Source organism: Streptomyces sp. NPDC043738 (assembly GCF_056436545.1).
The window spans coordinates 1-16,737 of record NZ_JBWKCJ010000045.1 but is presented as its reverse complement, the minus strand read 5'-3'; the positions used below and the strand labels follow the sequence as shown (position 1 = coordinate 16,737).

General features: G+C 69.7%; 12 protein-coding genes. 9 read left to right on the top strand and 3 right to left on the bottom strand.

The window, feature by feature from the left end:
* Window positions 1-141 precede the first annotated feature (141 nt).
* A complete protein-coding gene (gene eccCa / locus AC0680_RS35725) occupies window positions 142-4,101 on the bottom strand; it encodes a type VII secretion protein EccCa (RefSeq protein WP_478637198.1) in 3,960 nt (1,319 codons plus the stop codon).
* 256 nt (window positions 4,102-4,357) lie between these two features.
* Here eccCa and eccD point away from each other — a divergent pair, with 256 nt between their 5' ends.
* The 6 genes from eccD to AC0680_RS35695 all read left to right on the top strand — a co-directional run bounded on the left by eccD (window position 4,358) and on the right by AC0680_RS35695 (window position 11,411).
* The gene (gene eccD, locus AC0680_RS35720) at window positions 4,358-5,821 is read left to right on the top strand and encodes a type VII secretion integral membrane protein EccD (protein WP_478637197.1); all 1,464 of its coding nucleotides are present in this window, start codon (window positions 4,358-4,360) and stop codon (window positions 5,819-5,821) included.
* A 153-nt stretch (window positions 5,822-5,974) separates the two neighbouring features.
* A complete protein-coding gene (gene rpsO / locus AC0680_RS35715) occupies window positions 5,975-6,262 on the top strand; it encodes a 30S ribosomal protein S15 (protein WP_128511718.1) in 288 nt (95 codons plus the stop codon).
* 293 nt (window positions 6,263-6,555) lie between these two features.
* The gene (locus AC0680_RS35710; RefSeq protein ID WP_478637196.1) at window positions 6,556-8,778 is read left to right on the top strand and encodes a polyribonucleotide nucleotidyltransferase; all 2,223 of its coding nucleotides are present in this window, start codon (window positions 6,556-6,558) and stop codon (window positions 8,776-8,778) included.
* Entirely contained in the window at window positions 8,775-10,154 is a 1,380-nt protein-coding gene (locus AC0680_RS35705; protein WP_478637195.1) for a M16 family metallopeptidase, read from the top strand. Before AC0680_RS35710 ends, AC0680_RS35705 begins: the two co-directional genes overlap by 4 nt.
* A gap of 37 nt (window positions 10,155-10,191) precedes the next feature.
* A complete protein-coding gene (gene dapB / locus AC0680_RS35700) occupies window positions 10,192-10,944 on the top strand; it encodes a 4-hydroxy-tetrahydrodipicolinate reductase (RefSeq protein WP_478637194.1) in 753 nt (250 codons plus the stop codon).
* An 11-nt stretch (window positions 10,945-10,955) separates the two neighbouring features.
* On the top strand, window positions 10,956-11,411 hold the full coding sequence (locus tag AC0680_RS35695; RefSeq protein WP_478637193.1) for a hypothetical protein: 456 nt from the start codon (window positions 10,956-10,958) through the stop codon (window positions 11,409-11,411).
* A gap of 67 nt (window positions 11,412-11,478) precedes the next feature.
* Here the strand turns inward: AC0680_RS35695 and AC0680_RS35690 are convergent, their stop codons facing one another.
* The gene (locus AC0680_RS35690; protein WP_478637192.1) at window positions 11,479-12,030 is read right to left on the bottom strand and encodes a hypothetical protein; all 552 of its coding nucleotides are present in this window, start codon (window positions 12,028-12,030) and stop codon (window positions 11,479-11,481) included.
* 118 nt (window positions 12,031-12,148) lie between these two features.
* A complete protein-coding gene (locus AC0680_RS35685) occupies window positions 12,149-12,388 on the bottom strand; it encodes a hypothetical protein (RefSeq protein WP_393493601.1) in 240 nt (79 codons plus the stop codon).
* 232 nt (window positions 12,389-12,620) lie between these two features.
* Between AC0680_RS35685 and thyX the strand changes: the two genes are divergently transcribed.
* The 3 genes from thyX to AC0680_RS35670 all read left to right on the top strand — a co-directional run bounded on the left by thyX (window position 12,621) and on the right by AC0680_RS35670 (window position 16,274).
* A complete protein-coding gene (thyX, locus tag AC0680_RS35680) occupies window positions 12,621-13,379 on the top strand; it encodes an FAD-dependent thymidylate synthase (protein WP_478637191.1) in 759 nt (252 codons plus the stop codon).
* Window positions 13,380-13,575: 196 nt separating this feature from the next.
* On the top strand, window positions 13,576-14,475 hold the full coding sequence (gene dapA / locus AC0680_RS35675; RefSeq protein ID WP_393493596.1) for a 4-hydroxy-tetrahydrodipicolinate synthase: 900 nt from the start codon (window positions 13,576-13,578) through the stop codon (window positions 14,473-14,475).
* Between the two features lie 113 nt (window positions 14,476-14,588).
* Entirely contained in the window at window positions 14,589-16,274 is a 1,686-nt protein-coding gene (locus AC0680_RS35670) for a ribonuclease J (protein ID WP_478637190.1), read from the top strand.
* Window positions 16,275-16,737: the final 463 nt, after the last annotated feature.

The following is a 16,737-nucleotide window of genomic DNA, read 5'->3' as shown; positions in this document are numbered from 1 at the left end:
CGCAACGAAACAAACATCAGCCGCCTGCTCCTTCGTGGAACACTGCATACACACGTGGACCACCCCCCCCCCCCCCCCCCCCCCCGGGCCCCCCCCCCCCCCCCCCCCCCCCCCCCCCCCCGCCGTTGTGCGTGCCGCGGGCTACTGGCCGTTGGCCGGCAGCCAGCCCGTCTGGACCAGCTGCGCACCGCGCTTGCGGGTGATGAACGTCGCCCGGCCGGGCGTGAGGGGCTGACCCTTGACGTTGCCCATCAGCGGACCCTCGGCGGGGTCGGCGGACAGGATCAGACCCTGCGCACCGAGCTCCTTGGTGCGCTGCATCACCGGCTCGAACGACGACCGTCCGGCACCCGAGGAGCTGCGCGCGATGATCAGGCGCAGACCCAGGTCACGGGCGAACGGCAGGTACTCCAGCAGCGGCTGCAGCGGGTTGCCGCTGCTGGTCGCCACCAGGTCGTAGTCGTCGACGATCACGAACGCGTCCGGCAGGTCGTACCAGCTGCGGTTGCGCAGCTGCTCCGGCGTGACGTCCGGCCCGGGCATCCGTCGGCCCAGCGAACCGGCCAGGCCGCTGATGACCTCCTGCAGCTGCGGACCCGCGGCGCAGTACTTGTACAGATGGCTCTCCGGGACCTCGCCGAGCAGCGCGCGGCGGTAGTCGGAGACCACCATCAGCGCCTTCTCGGACGGGTACCGCTCGGCGATCTGCTTGGTCAGCAGGCGCAGCAGCGACGACTTGCCCGACTCGCTCTCGCCGTAGATGACCAGCAGCGGATCGGTCTCGAAGTCGATGAACGCCGGCGACAGCGTGGTCTCGTCGACACCGATCGCGATCCCGTGCTCCGGGTAGTCGCTGCCCTTGGGCAGATCGGTGGCGCGCAGCATCGTCGGCAGCATCCGCACCTTGGGGGCGGGCTCGCCCTGCCAGTGCTCCTTGACCGTCGACACCAGGTTCGCGATGCCGTCGCTGATCGTCTCCGGGTCGCTCATCCCGTCCAGGCGCGGCAGCGCCGAGAGGAAGTCGAGCTTCTCGGGGGACAGACCGCGGCCGGGCTTGCCCATCGGGACGTTCTCCGCGCGCTTGCGGTCGAACTCCGACTCCATCGGGTCGCCCAGGCGCAGCTCGACGCGGTTGAGGAGCTGGTCGCGCAGCGCCGGACGGACCTCGGTGTAGCGGGCGCCGGCGATGATCAGGTGGACACCGAAACCGAGACCCCGGGCGGCGATGTCCAGGATCACCGGGTCGAGCTGCTCGTAGTCGGTCTTGAACGTCGCCCAGCCATCGATGATCAGGAAGACGTCTCCCCACTTCTCGTCGGGGAAGGCGCCCGCGGCCCGCCGCTGGCGGTAGGTCGCGATCGAGTCGATGCTGTTCTGCCGGAAGAACTCCTCACGCTGGTTGAGGATGCCGACGACCTCGGCGACCGTACGGCGGACCTTCTCCGCGTCCAGACGCGAGGCGACACCGCCGACGTGCGGCAGGCCCTCCATCGTCAGCATGCCGCCGCCGCCGAAGTCGAGGCAGTAGAACTGCACCTCGGCAGGGGTGTGGGTGAGCGCGAACGCCGCGATGGCGGAACGGATCAGGGTCGACTTGCCCGACTGCGGACCGCCCACGACCAGGCCGTGACCGGCACCGGCGGAGAAGTCCAGGTACATCACGTCGCGCCGCTGCTCGAACGGCTTGTCCACCAGCGCGACCGGCACCACGAGCTTGCCGAGCGCGGTGTACTCCGCCGCGTGCACGCCCCGCTCGGGGGTGACCGCCAGCGTCGGCAGCAGCTGGTTGACCGTCGGCGCCTCCTCCAACGGCGGCAGCCACACCTGGTGCGCCGGCGGGCCCTGGCCCTGCATCCGCTGGACCATGACGTCCAGCACGGTGTCGGCGAGCGCGTCGTCGATCTCCGGCTCGGCCGCCTCGACGGCCACGGGCTCCTCGATGATCTGCTCGATGACCGGGGCCGCGGTGAAGGGCACCGGCATCCGCATCGAACGGCCACCGGGGCCGCTGCGGCCGCCGCCACCCGGGCCGCGGTAGGTACCGGAGACGTAGGCGGCCTTGAACTGGACCATCGTCTCGGTGTCGTACTTCAGGATGCCGGAACCGGGGACGTTCGGCAGGTGGTAGGCGTCCGGCACACCGATCGCGGTCCGCGACTCGGCCGCGGAGAACGTCCGCAGACCCAGCCGGTAGGACAGGAAGGTGTCCAGACCGCGCAGCTTGCCCTCTTCCAGACGCTGCGAGGCGAGCAGCATGTGCACACCCATCGAACGGCCGATCCGGCCGATCTGGATGAACATCTCGATGAAGTCGGGCTTGGCGGCGAGCAGCTCGGAGAACTCGTCGATGATCATCACCAGCGACGGCAGCGGGTCCAGCGGGGCACCCGCGGCACGCGCCTTCTCGTAGTCGGTGATGTTGGCGTAGTTGCCCGCGGAGCGCAGCAGTTCCTGGCGCCGCTGGAGCTCACCGGTGATCGAGTCGCGCATGCGGTCGATCAGCGTGACGTCCTCGCCGAGGTTGGTGATGACCGCCGCGACGTGCGGCATCTCCGACATACCGGTGAAGGTGGCGCCACCCTTGAAGTCCGCGAGGATGAAGTTCAGCGTCTCGGAGGAGTGCGTGACCGCGAGCGCCAGCACCAGGGTGCGCAGCACCTCGGACTTACCGGAACCGGTCGCACCGACACACAGGCCGTGCGGGCCCATGCCCTGCTGCGAGGCTTCCTTGATGTCCAGCATGACCGGCTGGCCGTCGCGGTCGACACCGATCGGGACCCGCAGGCGCTCGGCCAGCGTCCGGGGCCGCCACGTACGCGACACGTCCAGGGAACCGGCGTCGCCGATGTTGAGCAGGTCGGTGAAGTCCAGGGCAGACAGCAGCGGTTCCTCGCCGTCGGCACCCGAACCCGCCCGCAGCGGGGCCAGCTGACGCGCCAGCGCCTCCGACTCGGCGATCGACAGGGTGTCGCAGACACCGTGGTAGACCGCGCCGCTGGCCGACTCCAGCACCAGCTTGCCCGGCCACACCTGCACGGCCAGACCGCCGCGGATCTCGTCCAGGTCGCCCGGGACGACCTCCAGGATGGTGACGCCCTGCAGGCCCTCGGCGCCGGCGATCACCGAGTCCATCGGGACCTCGCCGCCGTCGAGCACGATCACCACATGCGGGGTGTCGGTCACCGGAGTGCCCTGCGGGTTGAACCGCCCGCGGCCCTCCAGCTCGTCCGCCAGCAGCTCCTCGACCTCACCGAGGTCACCGACGACCAGCCGGCGGCTGCCCGCGCCGTCCGTGGACTTGTCCTGGACCTGCGGCAGCCACTTCGTCCACTCCCACTCGGCCTGCGCACCGGGCGCGGCGACGACCGCCACCACCAGGTCCTCGGGCGAGTGCAGGGTGCACAGCTGGGCGATGATCGCGCGCGAGGCGCCGTAGACCGTGTCCGGGTCGCCGGAGACGGTCAGGTGGTAGAAGGCGCGCAGCGACACCGCCAGCGGCAGGTTGTCCAACTGCCCGTGCTTGTCGAGGAACTCCTTCATCGCGTGCGCGGTGAGCGGTTCCAGCTCGTCGACCGGTGCGGTCTCCGGCGCCCTCAGCGGGGTGGCCAGCTGCTGCGGCCCGAGCCCGAGCCGCACCTGCCCGAAGTCGGGGTCGGTCGCCCGCCGTTCCCACACCCGTTTGCCCTCGGCCACGATGGACCACAACTGGCTCGGATCGGGGTGCGTGAAGAGCTGCGCGTCCCGCTGCTTGCGCGCGGTGCGCCGCACCTCTTTCCGCTTCTGCGTCAGGTACTTGAGGTAATCCTGACGCTCCTGAAGCATTTGTCCGGAAGGCCCTTGGCGGGCTTTGACGATCTGTACGATCGCCATTGCCAGAGTGGACGCCACCATAAAGCCGCCCATGATTTTCATGAACGGCTGGTTGCCCATGAACAGGAATCCCGCGGATGACGCCATGCCCATCATGGGCATAAGGGTCATCAGCATGTTCTCCGATTCGCCTTCACGCGGCAGCTCCGGAGGTGCCTCGAGTGTCACCTCCTCCGAGGGAACTTCGGGTGGCAGCGCGCGGGGCGGGCGCTTGACGATGACAACGCTCACCGAGGCATCAGTCCTTCATGCATCTCGCAGTCTCGGACCGCCCCCGTTGGATTCGACGGTCCCCCCGGGCCAAGTCCTTGGCCCGAACCAGGCGTTGATCCTACTGTTAAGCGTCAAGTCTCGGGGTGGGTGGGGCGGTCGCTGAATTGGACGGTACGCTGACGCCTCGCGAGCGTGCCGACAGCCCCGCAGTGACGGCTCTATATATACGGCGCGCGAAGCGACAAAACGCCCAACGGATAGGGGGAACCGCCAGGTGAGCACGAGCACTGGCACCGGCTTTTGCCGGGTCACAGTCGCCGCGCCGGACGCACGGATCGACGTGGCTCTGCCGGAGGACGTCGCACTCGTCGACATTTATCCGGAGATCCTGCGGCTCTCCGGGCAGTCCCAGGCCGAAGGCGCACCGACCGGCTACCACCTCGTACGCCGCGACGGCACGGTCCTCGACGCCGGGCAGTCGCTCGCGCAGCAGCAGATCCTCGACGGCGACCTGCTGCTGCTGAAGCCGTTCGCCGAATCGCTGCCGCTCCCGGTCTTCGACGACGTCTCCGACGCCGTCGCCTCCGCGGTCAAGCGCAACCGCAGCCGCTGGAGCGACGACCTGATGCACGTCGTCGGCCTCACCGCCGGTGTGCTGCTGCTCGTGATGATGGCGTTCGCCCTGTGGTTCTCCAACCCCGTCGACCGCGACATGCACCGCCTGCCCGGCATCATCGCCGGCGTCGTCGGCATCGTCCTGGTCGCGCTGGCCGGTGTCCGCGCCCGGGTCTACGACGACCACGCCTCCTCCATCGCGCTGGGCCTGGCCGCGCTGCCGCATCTGCTGATCGCCGGCTCCGGCATCTTCCCCGTCGACGAGGGCGCCGGCCCCGGCCGGCTGCACCTGCTCGTCGGCTGTGTGACCGTACTGATCGCCTCCGTGCTCCTGGTGGTCCTGCTGCCGCGCGGTGACGCGCCCTTCGTCGCGGCCGCCTTCCTGTCCGCCATCGGCACCCTCGCGGTCTTCGCCGCGATCCTCACCGACGCCCAGCCCCGCGAGGTCGCCGCCGTCACCGCCGTCGTCGCCATCGCGATGGTCGCCTGGCTGCCGGGCCTGTCCGCCCGCTTCGCCCGGCTGCCCATCGGCTACAAGTCGCCCGACCAGATCGCCAAGGGCGCCTTCGACAACGGAGGCGAGACCGAGTCCGTCGACTTCGTCAAGATCGGCAACCAGGCCAAGCGCGGGCACGAGCTGCTGCTCGGCCTCGTCGCCGGCTGCGCCGCCCTGGTCGTGGGCTCGGCCGGTATCGTCCTCGGCTTCTCCGACAACATGTGGGCCCAGCTGCTGGCCCTGGCGGCCGGCATCACGATCATGCTCCGCGCCCGGCTCTTCGACTACACCGCGCAGGTCGCCTGCCTGACCATCGCCGGCATCCTGACGATCGTCCTGCTGATCCTGGGCATCACCCTGCACCCGCCGACGGACATCTTCGTCGACCTCATGCAGTACCAGGACTCCGGTCCGCTGAACATCCGCACCGTCTGGTTCTCCAGCAGCATCGCGGTGGGCGCCGCCCTCCTGGTCGGCGTCGGCCTGATCGTCCCGCGCAAGGGCGTCACCCCCTTCTGGGGCCGGATCTTCGACGTCTTCGACGGCCTGGTCCTGCTGTCCCTGGTGCCGCTGTGCCTGGCGGTCCTGGACGTCTACAACGAGGTGCGCGGCCTCACCGGCAGCTAGCGACGCCATCCGCCCGTGCCACGGCCCTCCGACCACCCGGTCGGGGGGCCGTTTCGCAGCTGGTACGCTGTGTGACGGTCCGGTCGAGTCATCCAAGATTCCCTGTGAGGCAAACCAGGGGCGCTCACGGACCGAAACCCAGAGGAGTACCGCGTGTCGCTCGACGCCGCTACGAAGAAGCAGATCATGGCCGAGTTCGCCACCAAGGAGGGTGACACCGGCTCCCCCGAGGTCCAGGTCGCGATGCTCACCCGCCGCATCTCGGACCTGACCGAGCACCTCAAGACCCACAAGCACGACCACCACTCCCGCCGTGGTCTGCTGCTGCTCGTCGGCCAGCGCCGCCGCCTGCTGCAGTACCTGGCGAAGAAGGACATCACGCGCTTCCGCGCGCTGGTCGAGCGCCTGGGCATCCGCCGCGGCGCGGCGGGCGCCAAGTAAGACGCCTTAAAGGGAGCGGTTCCTGCCGGGGGCCGCTCCCTTTGCCGTACGCACCGGACGCCTACGCCATCTCACGGTGGACGGAAGCTTTGTAGTCTGGTGCCATATCGCAAAACTGAACGCGGTAGGAGCGCCTCCTGGCCGCCGGTCCTCGGTAGTGGCCCCCGGACGGTCCATGCACGGCATGCGACCCCCCTCCGGGTGCTTCGATCGAAGACCGGCCCGCACCGGCGCTCCACCGAAGACGGTCTGCCGCCACACGGGCAGCAGACGCAGACGAGGAGATATTCCTGGTGGAGAACGAGACCCACTACGCCGAAGCCGTGATCGACAACGGCTCCTTCGGCACCCGCACCATCCGCTTCGAGACGGGCCGCCTGGCCAAGCAGGCCGCCGGCTCCGCCGTCGCGTACCTGGACGACGACACCATGGTGCTGTCGGCCACCACCGCCTCCAAGAACCCGAAGGACCAGCTGGACTTCTTCCCGCTGACCGTCGACGTCGAGGAGCGGATGTACGCAGCCGGGAAGATCCCCGGCTCCTTCTTCCGTCGTGAGGGCCGCCCCTCCGAGGACGCCATCCTCACCTGTCGCCTGATCGACCGCCCGCTGCGCCCGTCCTTCAAGAAGGGCCTGCGCAACGAGATCCAGATCGTCGAGACGATCATGGCGCTCAACCCCGACCACCTCTACGACGTGGTCGCCATCAACGCCGCCTCCTGCTCCACGCAGCTGGCCGGCCTGCCCTTCTCCGGCCCCATCGGCGGTACCCGCGTCGCCCTGATCAAGGGCCAGTGGGTGGCGTTCCCGACCCACACCGAGCTCGAGGACGCCGTCTTCGACATGGTCGTGGCCGGCCGCGTCCTCCCGGACGGCGACGTCGCGATCATGATGGTCGAGGCCGAGGCCACCGAGAAGACCATCCAGCTCGTCAAGGACGGCGCCGAGGCCCCGACCGAGGAGGTCGTGGCCGCCGGTCTCGAGGCCGCCAAGCCGTTCATCAAGGTCCTGTGCAAGGCGCAGTCGGACCTCGCCGCCAAGGCCGCCAAGCCGGTCGGCGAGTTCCCGATCTTCCTCGACTACCAGGACGACGTCCTGGAGGCCCTCACCAAGGCCGTCAAGGACGAGCTCGCCCAGGCGCTGACCATCGCCGGCAAGCAGGAGCGCGAGGCCGAGCTGGACCGCGTCAAGGGCCTGGCCGCCGAGAAGCTGCTGCCGGAGTTCGAGGGCCGCGAGAAGGAGATCTCCGCCGCGTACCGCTCGCTGACCAAGACCCTGGTCCGTGAGCGCGTCATCAAGGAGAAGAAGCGCATCGACGGCCGCGGCGTCACGGACATCCGTACGCTGGCCGCCGAGGTCGAGGCCATCCCGCGGGTGCACGGTTCCGCGCTGTTCGAGCGTGGCGAGACCCAGATCCTGGGCGTCACCACCCTCAACATGCTCCGTATGGAGCAGCAGCTGGACACCCTCTCCCCGGTGACCCGCAAGCGCTACATGCACAACTACAACTTCCCGCCCTACTCCACCGGTGAGACCGGTCGCGTCGGCTCCCCCAAGCGCCGCGAGATCGGCCACGGCGCGCTCGCCGAGCGCGCGCTGATGCCGGTGCTGCCGACCCGCGAGGAGTTCCCGTACGCGATCCGTCAGGTCTCCGAGGCCCTCGGCTCCAACGGATCCACGTCCATGGGCTCGGTCTGCGCCTCGACCATGTCGCTGTTCAACGCCGGTGTGCCGCTCAAGGCCCCGGTGGCGGGCATCGCCATGGGTCTGATCTCCCAGGAGATCGACGGCGAGACCCACTACGTCACCCTCACCGACATCCTCGGTGCGGAGGACGCCTTCGGTGACATGGACTTCAAGGTCGCCGGCACGAAGACCTTCGTGACCGCCCTCCAGCTCGACACCAAGCTGGACGGCATCCCGGCCTCCGTCCTGGCCGCGGCCCTCAAGCAGGCCCGCGACGCGCGGATGCACATCTTGGACGTGATGAACGAGGCGATCGACGTTCCGGACGAGATGTCCCCGAACGCGCCGCGGATCATCACCGTCAAGATCCCGGTGGACAAGATCGGTGAGGTCATCGGCCCCAAGGGCAAGATGATCAACCAGATCCAGGAGGACACCGGCGCCGACATCACGATCGAGGACGACGGCACCATCTACATCGGTGCCGCCGACGGCCCGGCCGCCGAGGCCGCCCGCGCCACGATCAACGGCATCGCCAACCCGACCATGCCGGAGGTCGGCGAGCGCTACCTGGGCACGGTCGTCAAGACCACCACCTTCGGTGCGTTCGTCTCCCTGCTCCCGGGCAAGGACGGCCTGCTGCACATCTCGCAGATCCGCAAGCTGGCCGGCGGCAAGCGCGTGGAGAACGTCGAGGACGTGCTCGCGGTGGGCGCCAAGGTCCAGGTCGAGATCGCCGAGATCGACCAGCGCGGCAAGCTCTCCCTGATCCCCGTGATCGAGGAGGAAGACACCGCCAAGGCCGACACGAAGGACGACACCGACAAGTGACGTCCCGTACGCACAGGACGACGGCCCGCACCTCTTCGGAGGGGCGGGCCGTCGCCCGTACCCAAACGCTTCTCAAGGGCACCGCGGGCGCCGGCACGGTCCGCCGGACCACCCTCCCCGGCGGCCTGCGCATCGTCACCGAGACGCTGCCGTCGGTCCGCTCCGTGACCTTCGGGATCTGGGCGCACGTCGGCTCCCGCGACGAGACCCCGTCCCTCAACGGCGCCACCCACTACCTCGAGCACCTGCTGTTCAAGGGCACCGAGCGGCGCAGCGCGCTGGACATCTCCGCCGCCGTCGACGCGGTCGGCGGCGAGATGAACGCCTTCACCGCGAAGGAGTACACCTGCTACTACGCGCGGGTGCTCGACACCGACCTGCCGCTGGCCATAGACGTGGTCTGCGACATGCTCACCGGCTCGCTGATCGAGGCCGAGGACGTGGACGCCGAGCGCGGGGTCATCCTCGAAGAGATCGCGATGACCGAGGACGACCCCGGCGACTGCGTGCACGACCTGTTCGCGCACACCATGCTCGGTGACACCCCGCTCGGCCGCCCGGTCCTGGGCACCGTCGACACCGTCAACGCCCTCACCGCCGACCGCGTCCGCCGCTTCTACAAGAAGCACTACGACCCCACGCACCTGGTCGTCACCGCCGCCGGCAACATCGACCACGCCAAGGTCGTCCGCATGGTCCGCCGCGCCTTCGAGCAGGCCGGGGCGCTGGAGCGGACGGACGCCGTCCCGATCGCCCCGCGCTCCGGAGCCCGCGCCATCCGCACCGCCGGCCGCGTGGAGCTGCTCAACCGCAGGACCGAGCAGGCCCATGTGATCCTCGGGATGCCCGGCATGGCACGCACCGACGACCGCCGCTGGGCGATGGGCGTGCTGAACACCGCCCTGGGCGGCGGCATGTCGTCCCGGCTCTTCCAGGAGGTCCGGGAGAAGCGCGGCCTGGCCTACAGCGTGTACTCGTACACCTCGGGCTTCGCCGACTGCGGTCTCTTCGGCGTCTACGCCGGCTGCCGCCCCAACCAGGTGCACGACGTCCTCAAGATCTGCCGCGACGAGCTCGACCAGGTGGCGGCGCACGGCCTCAGCGACGACGAGATCCACCGCGCCATCGGCCAGCTGCGCGGATCGACCGTCCTCGGCCTGGAGGACACCGGCGCGCTGATGCACCGCATCGGCAAGAGCGAGCTGTGCTGGGGCGGGCAGATGTCGGTCGACGAGATGCTCGCCCGGATAGCGGCCGTCACCCCCGACGAGGTCCGCGAGGTGGCCCGCGACGTGCTCGGCCACCGCCCCTCGCTGTCCGTCATCGGCCCCCTGAAGGACCGGCAGGCGGCACGCCTGGACGACGTCGTCGCCTAGGCCCGCCGCCGTACCACCGAGAGAGAGACTGGAAACGATGAGCAAGCTGCGCGTGGCCGTACTCGGAGCCCAGGGACGCATCGGCTCCGAGGCCGTACGGGCCGTCGAGGCCGCCGAGGACATGGAGCTGGTCGCCGGGCTCGGCCGCGGGGACAAGCTGGAGACGCTGGTCGAGGCCGGCGCCCAGGTCGTGGTCGAGCTGACCAACCCCGGCGCGGTGATGGGCAACCTCGACTTCTGTGTGCGGCACGGCATCCACGCGGTGGTCGGCACCACCGGGTGGACCGATGAGCGCCTCGCGCAGCTGCGCACCTCGCTCGCCGCCTCGCCGGAGGCGGGCGTGCTGATCGCCCCGAACTTCTCCATCGGCGCGGTGCTGACCATGCGGTTCGCCCAGCAGGCGGCGCGCTTCTTCGAGTCGGTCGAGGTCGTCGAGCTGCACCACCCGAAGAAGGCGGACGCCCCGTCCGGCACCGCCGCCCGCACCGCCCAGCTGATCGCCAAGGCCCGCCAGGAGGCCGGCTGCGCCCCGCAGCCGGACGCCACCAGCACCGCGCTGGACGGTGCCCGCGGCGCGGACGTGGACGGCGTGCCGGTGCACTCGGTACGGCTGCGTGGGCTGCTGGCCCACCAGGAGGTGCTGTTCGGCGGGGAGGGCGAGACGCTCACCATCCGCCATGACTCCCTGCACCACAGCAGCTTCATGCCGGGCATCCTGCTCGGTGTCCGCCGGGTGGTGAGCACGCCGGGCCTGACCGTGGGCCTGGAACACTTCCTCGACCTGGACTGAGGCGGACGGTCATGGGCGGCAAGATCACGTACTTCTTCCTCGCCACCGTGCTGGTGATCGTCTTCGGCGTGGTGGCGCTGGAGGGCGTACTCCTGCTGCTGACCGGCGAGCCGGCCGCGATGGGGATGGGCGCGGTGGCCTTCGTGCTGCCGTGCATCGGCGGGTGGTTCCTCTGGCACAACACCCGCTTCGCGCGCGACGCGCACCGGCTGGCGCACGCGCTGGAGGCCGAGGGGGGACTGCCGGCCGACGAGCTGGAGCGGACCCCCGGCGGCCGGATCGACCGCGACGCGGCCGATGCGGTCTTCGCCCGGCGGCAGGCCGAGACGGAGGAAGCGCCCGGCGACTGGCGCACGTGGTTCCGCCTGGCGGTCGCCTACCACGACGCCCGGGACACCCCGCGTGCCCGCAAGGCCATGCAGCGCGCGATCGCTCTGCACGACGGCGCGCCCTCCCAGGCGTCCTGACCCGGAGCGCGACCGGTTCCGCCGGTCGCGCCGGGGCCCCTCCGACCCTGATCCACCGGGGGAGGACTCAGGCGCGGTACTCCGCCGCCCAGGCCTCCAGCACGTCGGTGGCCCGTTCGAACGCCTCCGGGCGGTTGAGGAAGTCGGCGTTGTGGTCGCTGACCAGCGTCCGGAGCATCTCGCCCCGCCTGCGGTCGACGACCAGCGCCTGCCCCTGCACCGTCCGCGGCAGCCCCAGCCAGCGCACCGGCTGCTGGCGGGTACCCACCGAGGCGATCGCGCTCCACGGCTCCGTCGTCGTACGCAGCAGGTTCACCTGCCGCAGGCCGTGCGCGCTGACCCACAGGCCCACCCTCAGCAGCCGCAGCGCGAGGGCGATCGTCAGCGCGCCGAGCGCCGCGACGATCCCGGCGCCGGGCAGTGAGCCCGCCATCGCGATGATCATCGAGGAGAGCAGTACGAACGAGGCGAGCAGCAAAAGCACGGACGCCGCCCCCACCCGCCACGGTCCGGGGCGGTAGGGACGGCGCCAGTGGTCGGGCTCGTCATGCGGCAGCGCGGCCGATTCCGCGGCATCGGCATCGAGGTCGCGGTCGGCCGTCAGGAAGGGCAGGGGCACGGCTGATCCTCACTCGGGGCGGCTCAGCACTGACGAACGTGCTGACGGAAGCTGTGACCGGTGAGGCTATCGGGACCCGCGGAGCGGAACCACTCGGTGGTCCGCTCCGCCCGCCCGTTCAGCGATGGGCAGCCTCGGACTGATGCGTCCGATTCGGTGCCGAGCTGTCCTGCTGCAGTGCGGGTACGCCGAACAGCAGGGCGCCGGCCAGGCCGCCCACGACTGTCAGCGTGATCAGTGACTGGCCGAGGAGCTGCGCGCGGGAGGCGCGCTCGCGCGGCGGGGGAGTGACATTGCTGCGGAACCGGTCTGCCTCAGCAACGAAGGCGAACGGGACGGGCTCTCGCCGGCGGAACATGAGCGGGCTCTCCTAGGAACCTCGTAGTGGGCACTGTCACAGGGTTAGACGAGTGTGGCGTCCGATTGGTGCCCGTTTTCCGAGACTTCTGTGAAAAATATCAACTCCCGCTCCACGCCCTGCTACAGGCCGTCCCTTTTGCGGCTAACGCGGCATCACGCCGCATTCTCTCGGCTGTCGGTGCCGGGCCGTAGGCTGGTCGCGCACGAGGATCGAACGGAAGGAACCGCCGGTGTCCCACACCCCCGCCGAGAGCACTGAGAGTCCCGACGGCGCAGCCGTCAGCTTCCGGAGCGAGGTGACGGTCGAGCTGGTCAAGCACAGCGCCGCGGACAGCGACGTGCTGTGGGCGGCCCGCGTCTCCACGGCCGGTGAGCAGTCCCTCGAGGAGCTGCAGAAGGACCCGGAGCGCTCCAAGGGCTTGATCAACTTCCTGATGCGGGACCGGCACGGCAGCCCCTTCGAGCACAACTCCATGACGTTCTTCATCAGCGCACCGATCTTCGTCTTCCGCGAGTTCATGCGCCACCGCGTCGGCTGGTCGTACAACGAGGAGTCCGGTCGCTACCGCCAGCTGGAGCCGGTCTTCTACGTCCCCGGTGAGTCCCGCAAGCTCGTCCAGCAGGGCCGCCCCGGCAAGTACGAGTTCGTCGAGGGCACCCCGGCGCAGTACGAGCTCACCGGCCGCGTCATGGAGGACTCCTACCGTCAGGCCTACGAGGCCTATCAGGAGATGCTCGCCGCCGGCGTCGCCCGCGAGGTCGCCCGCGCCGTGCTCCCCGTCGGCCTGTTCTCCTCCATGTACGCGACCTGCAACGCACGCTCGCTGATGCACTTCCTCGGCCTGCGCACGCAGCACGAGCAGGCGAAGGTGCCGTCCTTCCCGCAGCGCGAGATCGAAATGGTCGGGGAGCAGATGGAGGCCCACTGGGCCAAGCTCATGCCGCTCACGTACGGCGCATTCAACGCCAACGGCCGGATCGCGCCGTAAAGCCCAGGCGGCGGGCCGGATGCCGGGCGCGCGGGACAGGCGTGCGAGATGTCCGGATTGCGGCACTTTGAGAAGTTCATCTACGCTGAACAGACGGACCCGGCACTGCTTGAACCCCCGAGCAGGCAGTGCCGGAGTCCACATCTCTGCTCCCCGGAGGCGCACCCCGCGGTGAGCTACGAGTAGCGTGGGACCCATGGCTCCGACTTCCACACCGCAGACCCCCTTCGGGCGGGTGCTGACCGCCATGGTCACGCCGTTCACGGCGGATGGCGCCCTCGACCTCGACGGCGCGCAGCGGCTCGCCGCACACCTGGTGGACGCCGGTAACGACGGCCTCGTCGTCAACGGCACCACCGGAGAGTCCCCGACCACGAGCGACGCGGAGAAAGCCCAGCTCGTCCGCGCCGTGGTCGACGCGGTCGGCGACCGTGCCTTCGTCGTCGCCGGAGCCGGCACCAACGACACCCGTCACAGCCTCGAGCTGGCCCGCGCCGCCCAGGACGCCGGCGCCCACGGGCTGCTCGCGGTGACGCCGTACTACAGCAAGCCGCCGCAGGAGGGCCTGCTGCGGCACTTCACGGCGATCGCGGACGCCACCGACCTGCCGGTCATGCTCTACGACATCCCCGGCCGCAGCGGCGTCCCGATCAACACCGAGACCATCGTCCGGCTCGCCGAGCACCCCCGGATCGTCGCCAACAAGGACGCCAAGGGCGACCTCGGCCGCGCCAGCTGGGCGATCGCCCGCTCCGGCCTCGCCTGGTACAGCGGCGACGACATGCTGAACCTCCCGCTGCTCTCGGTCGGAGCCATCGGGTTCGTCTCCGTGGTGGGCCATATCGTCACCCCCGAGCTGCGCGCCCTGCTGGACGCCCACCTCAACGGCGACGTCACCAAGGCCACCGAGATCCACCAGAAGCTGCTGCCCGTCTTCACCGGCATGTTCCGCACCCAGGGCGTGATCACCACCAAGGCCGCCCTCGGCCTGCAGAACCTGCCCGCCGGCCCGCTGCGCCTGCCGCTCGTCGAGCTCTCCCCCGAGGAGACCGAACAGCTCAAGCGCGATCTCGCCGCCGGCGGGGTACAGCTCTGAACACAGACTTCATAACTGAATACGGACCAACAACCGCCACATAGCAAGTGCACGAATGTCATGCGCGCCACGTGCCTCGACGGCAGCGTGGCGCGTGTGGTGAGGAGAGTCTTTTGAGTCATCCGCATCCTGAGCTCGGCGCCCCGCCGAAGCTTCCCAAGGGCGGCCTGCGCGTCACCCCCCTCGGCGGCCTGGGTGAGATCGGCCGCAACATGACGGTCTTCGAATACGGCGGCCGGCTGCTGATCGTCGACTGCGGAGTGCTCTTCCCCGAGGAGGAGCAGCCCGGAATCGACCTGATCCTGCCGGACTTCTCGTCCATCAGGGACCGCCTCGACGACATCGACGGCATCGTGCTCACGCACGGCCACGAGGACCACATCGGCGGTGTCCCCTACCTCCTGCGCGAGAAGCCGGACATCCCCCTCATCGGCTCGAAGCTGACCCTCGCCCTGATCGAGGCAAAGCTCCAGGAGCACCGGATCCGCCCCTACACCCTGGAGGTGAAGGAGGGGCACACCGAGAAGATCGGCTCCTTCGACTGCGAGTTCGTCGCGGTCAACCACTCCATCCCCGACGCGCTGGCCGTCGCCATCCGCACCCCCGCGGGCATGGTCGTCCACACCGGCGACTTCAAGATGGACCAGCTCCCGCTGGACCGCCGCCTGACCGACCTCCCCGCGTTCGCCAGGCTCGGCGAGGAGGGCATCGACCTCCTCCTCTCCGACTCCACGAACGCCGAGGTCCCCGGCTTCGTCCCGCCCGAGCGCGATATCTCCAACGTGCTGCGCCAGGTCTTCGCGAACGCCCAGAAGCGGATCATCGTCGCCAGCTTCGCCAGCCATGTGCACCGCATCCAGCAGATCCTCGACGCGGCCCATGAGTACGGCCGCCGGGTCGCCTTCGTCGGCCGCTCGATGGTCCGCAACATGGGCATCGCCCGCGAGCTGGGCTATCTGAAGGTCCCGGCCGGCCTGGTCGTCGACGTCAAGACCCTCGACGACCTCCCCGACGACGAGGTCGTGCTGGTCTGCACGGGCTCTCAGGGCGAGCCGATGGCGGCGCTGTCCCGGATGGCCAACCGCGACCACCAGATCCGGATCGTCCGGGGCGACACCGTGATCCTGGCGTCCTCGCTCATCCCCGGCAACGAGAACGCGGTCTACCGGGTGATCAACGGACTGACCCGCTGGGGCGCCAACGTCGTCCACAAGGGCAACGCCAAGGTCCATGTCTCGGGCCACGCCTCGGCCGGCGAGCTGCTGTACTTCTACAACATCTGCAAGCCGAGGAACCTGATGCCGGTGCACGGCGAATGGCGCCATCTGCGCGCCAACGCCGAGCTGGGCGCGCTGACCGGTGTGCCGAAGGACCGGATCGTCATCGCCGAGGACGGCGTCGTGGTCGACCTGATCGACGGCGTCGCGAGGATCTCCGGCAAGGTCCAGGCGGGCTATGTCTACGTCGACGGCCTGTCGGTCGGCGATGTCACCGAGGCCCACCTCAAGGACCGCCGGATCCTGGGCGACGAAGGCATCATCTCCGTCTACGTCGTCGTGGACAGCAGCACCGGCAAGATCGTCGGTGGCCCCAACATCCACGCCCGTGGCTCGGGAATCGACGATGCGGCCTTCTCCGCCGTGATCCCCAAGATCGATGAAGCCCTCGCCAAGTCGGCCCAGGACGGCATCACGGAGCCCCACCAGCTCCAGCAGTTGGTCCGCCGCTCGGTCGGCAAGTGGGTGTCGGACAACTACCGCCGCCGCCCGATGATCCTCCCCGTGGTCGTCGAGGTCTGACGCACGGAGTCGTACGAAGGTACTCAAGTCGGAGCGGGGGGGGGGGGGGGGGGGGGGGGGGGGGGGGCCCCCCCCCGCCCCCCCCCCCCCCCCCTCTCCCCCCCCCCCCCCCCCCCCCCCCCCCACCCCCCCCCCCCCCCCGCCGCCCCCCCCCCCCCCCCCCCCCCCCCCCCGCTCCAGTACGTTTACGGCTCCGCCTGAACGGGAAGCCCCGCACGCCTGCGCGTACGGAAGGCTTCCGACACCAGGCGGAATTCCGACCCAGAGCAATCTGATAAAGTCGGATCAGCCGAAAGGCAAAACCCCTCCGACGGAAATCGGAACCGGAATCAAAGCGAAACCGGATCTGCTAGAGTCGGAAACGCGAGGAAGCCGAAAGGCGGAAACGCACCGGCGAAAATCGGAGCCGCAAGGATCTGATAGAGTCGGAAACGCAAGACCGAAGGGAAGCGCCCGGAGATCC

Coding starts and splice junctions, on each gene's coding strand:
- dapB (WP_478637194.1), top strand. CDS start 10,192: ATGAGCAAGCTGCGCGTGGCCGTACTCGGAGCCCAGGGACGCATCGGC.
- AC0680_RS35685 (WP_393493601.1), bottom strand. CDS start 12,388: ATGTTCCGCCGGCGAGAGCCCGTCCCGTTCGCCTTCGTTGCTGAGGCA.
- dapA (WP_393493596.1), top strand. CDS start 13,576: ATGGCTCCGACTTCCACACCGCAGACCCCCTTCGGGCGGGTGCTGACC.
- AC0680_RS35695 (WP_478637193.1), top strand. CDS start 10,956: ATGGGCGGCAAGATCACGTACTTCTTCCTCGCCACCGTGCTGGTGATC.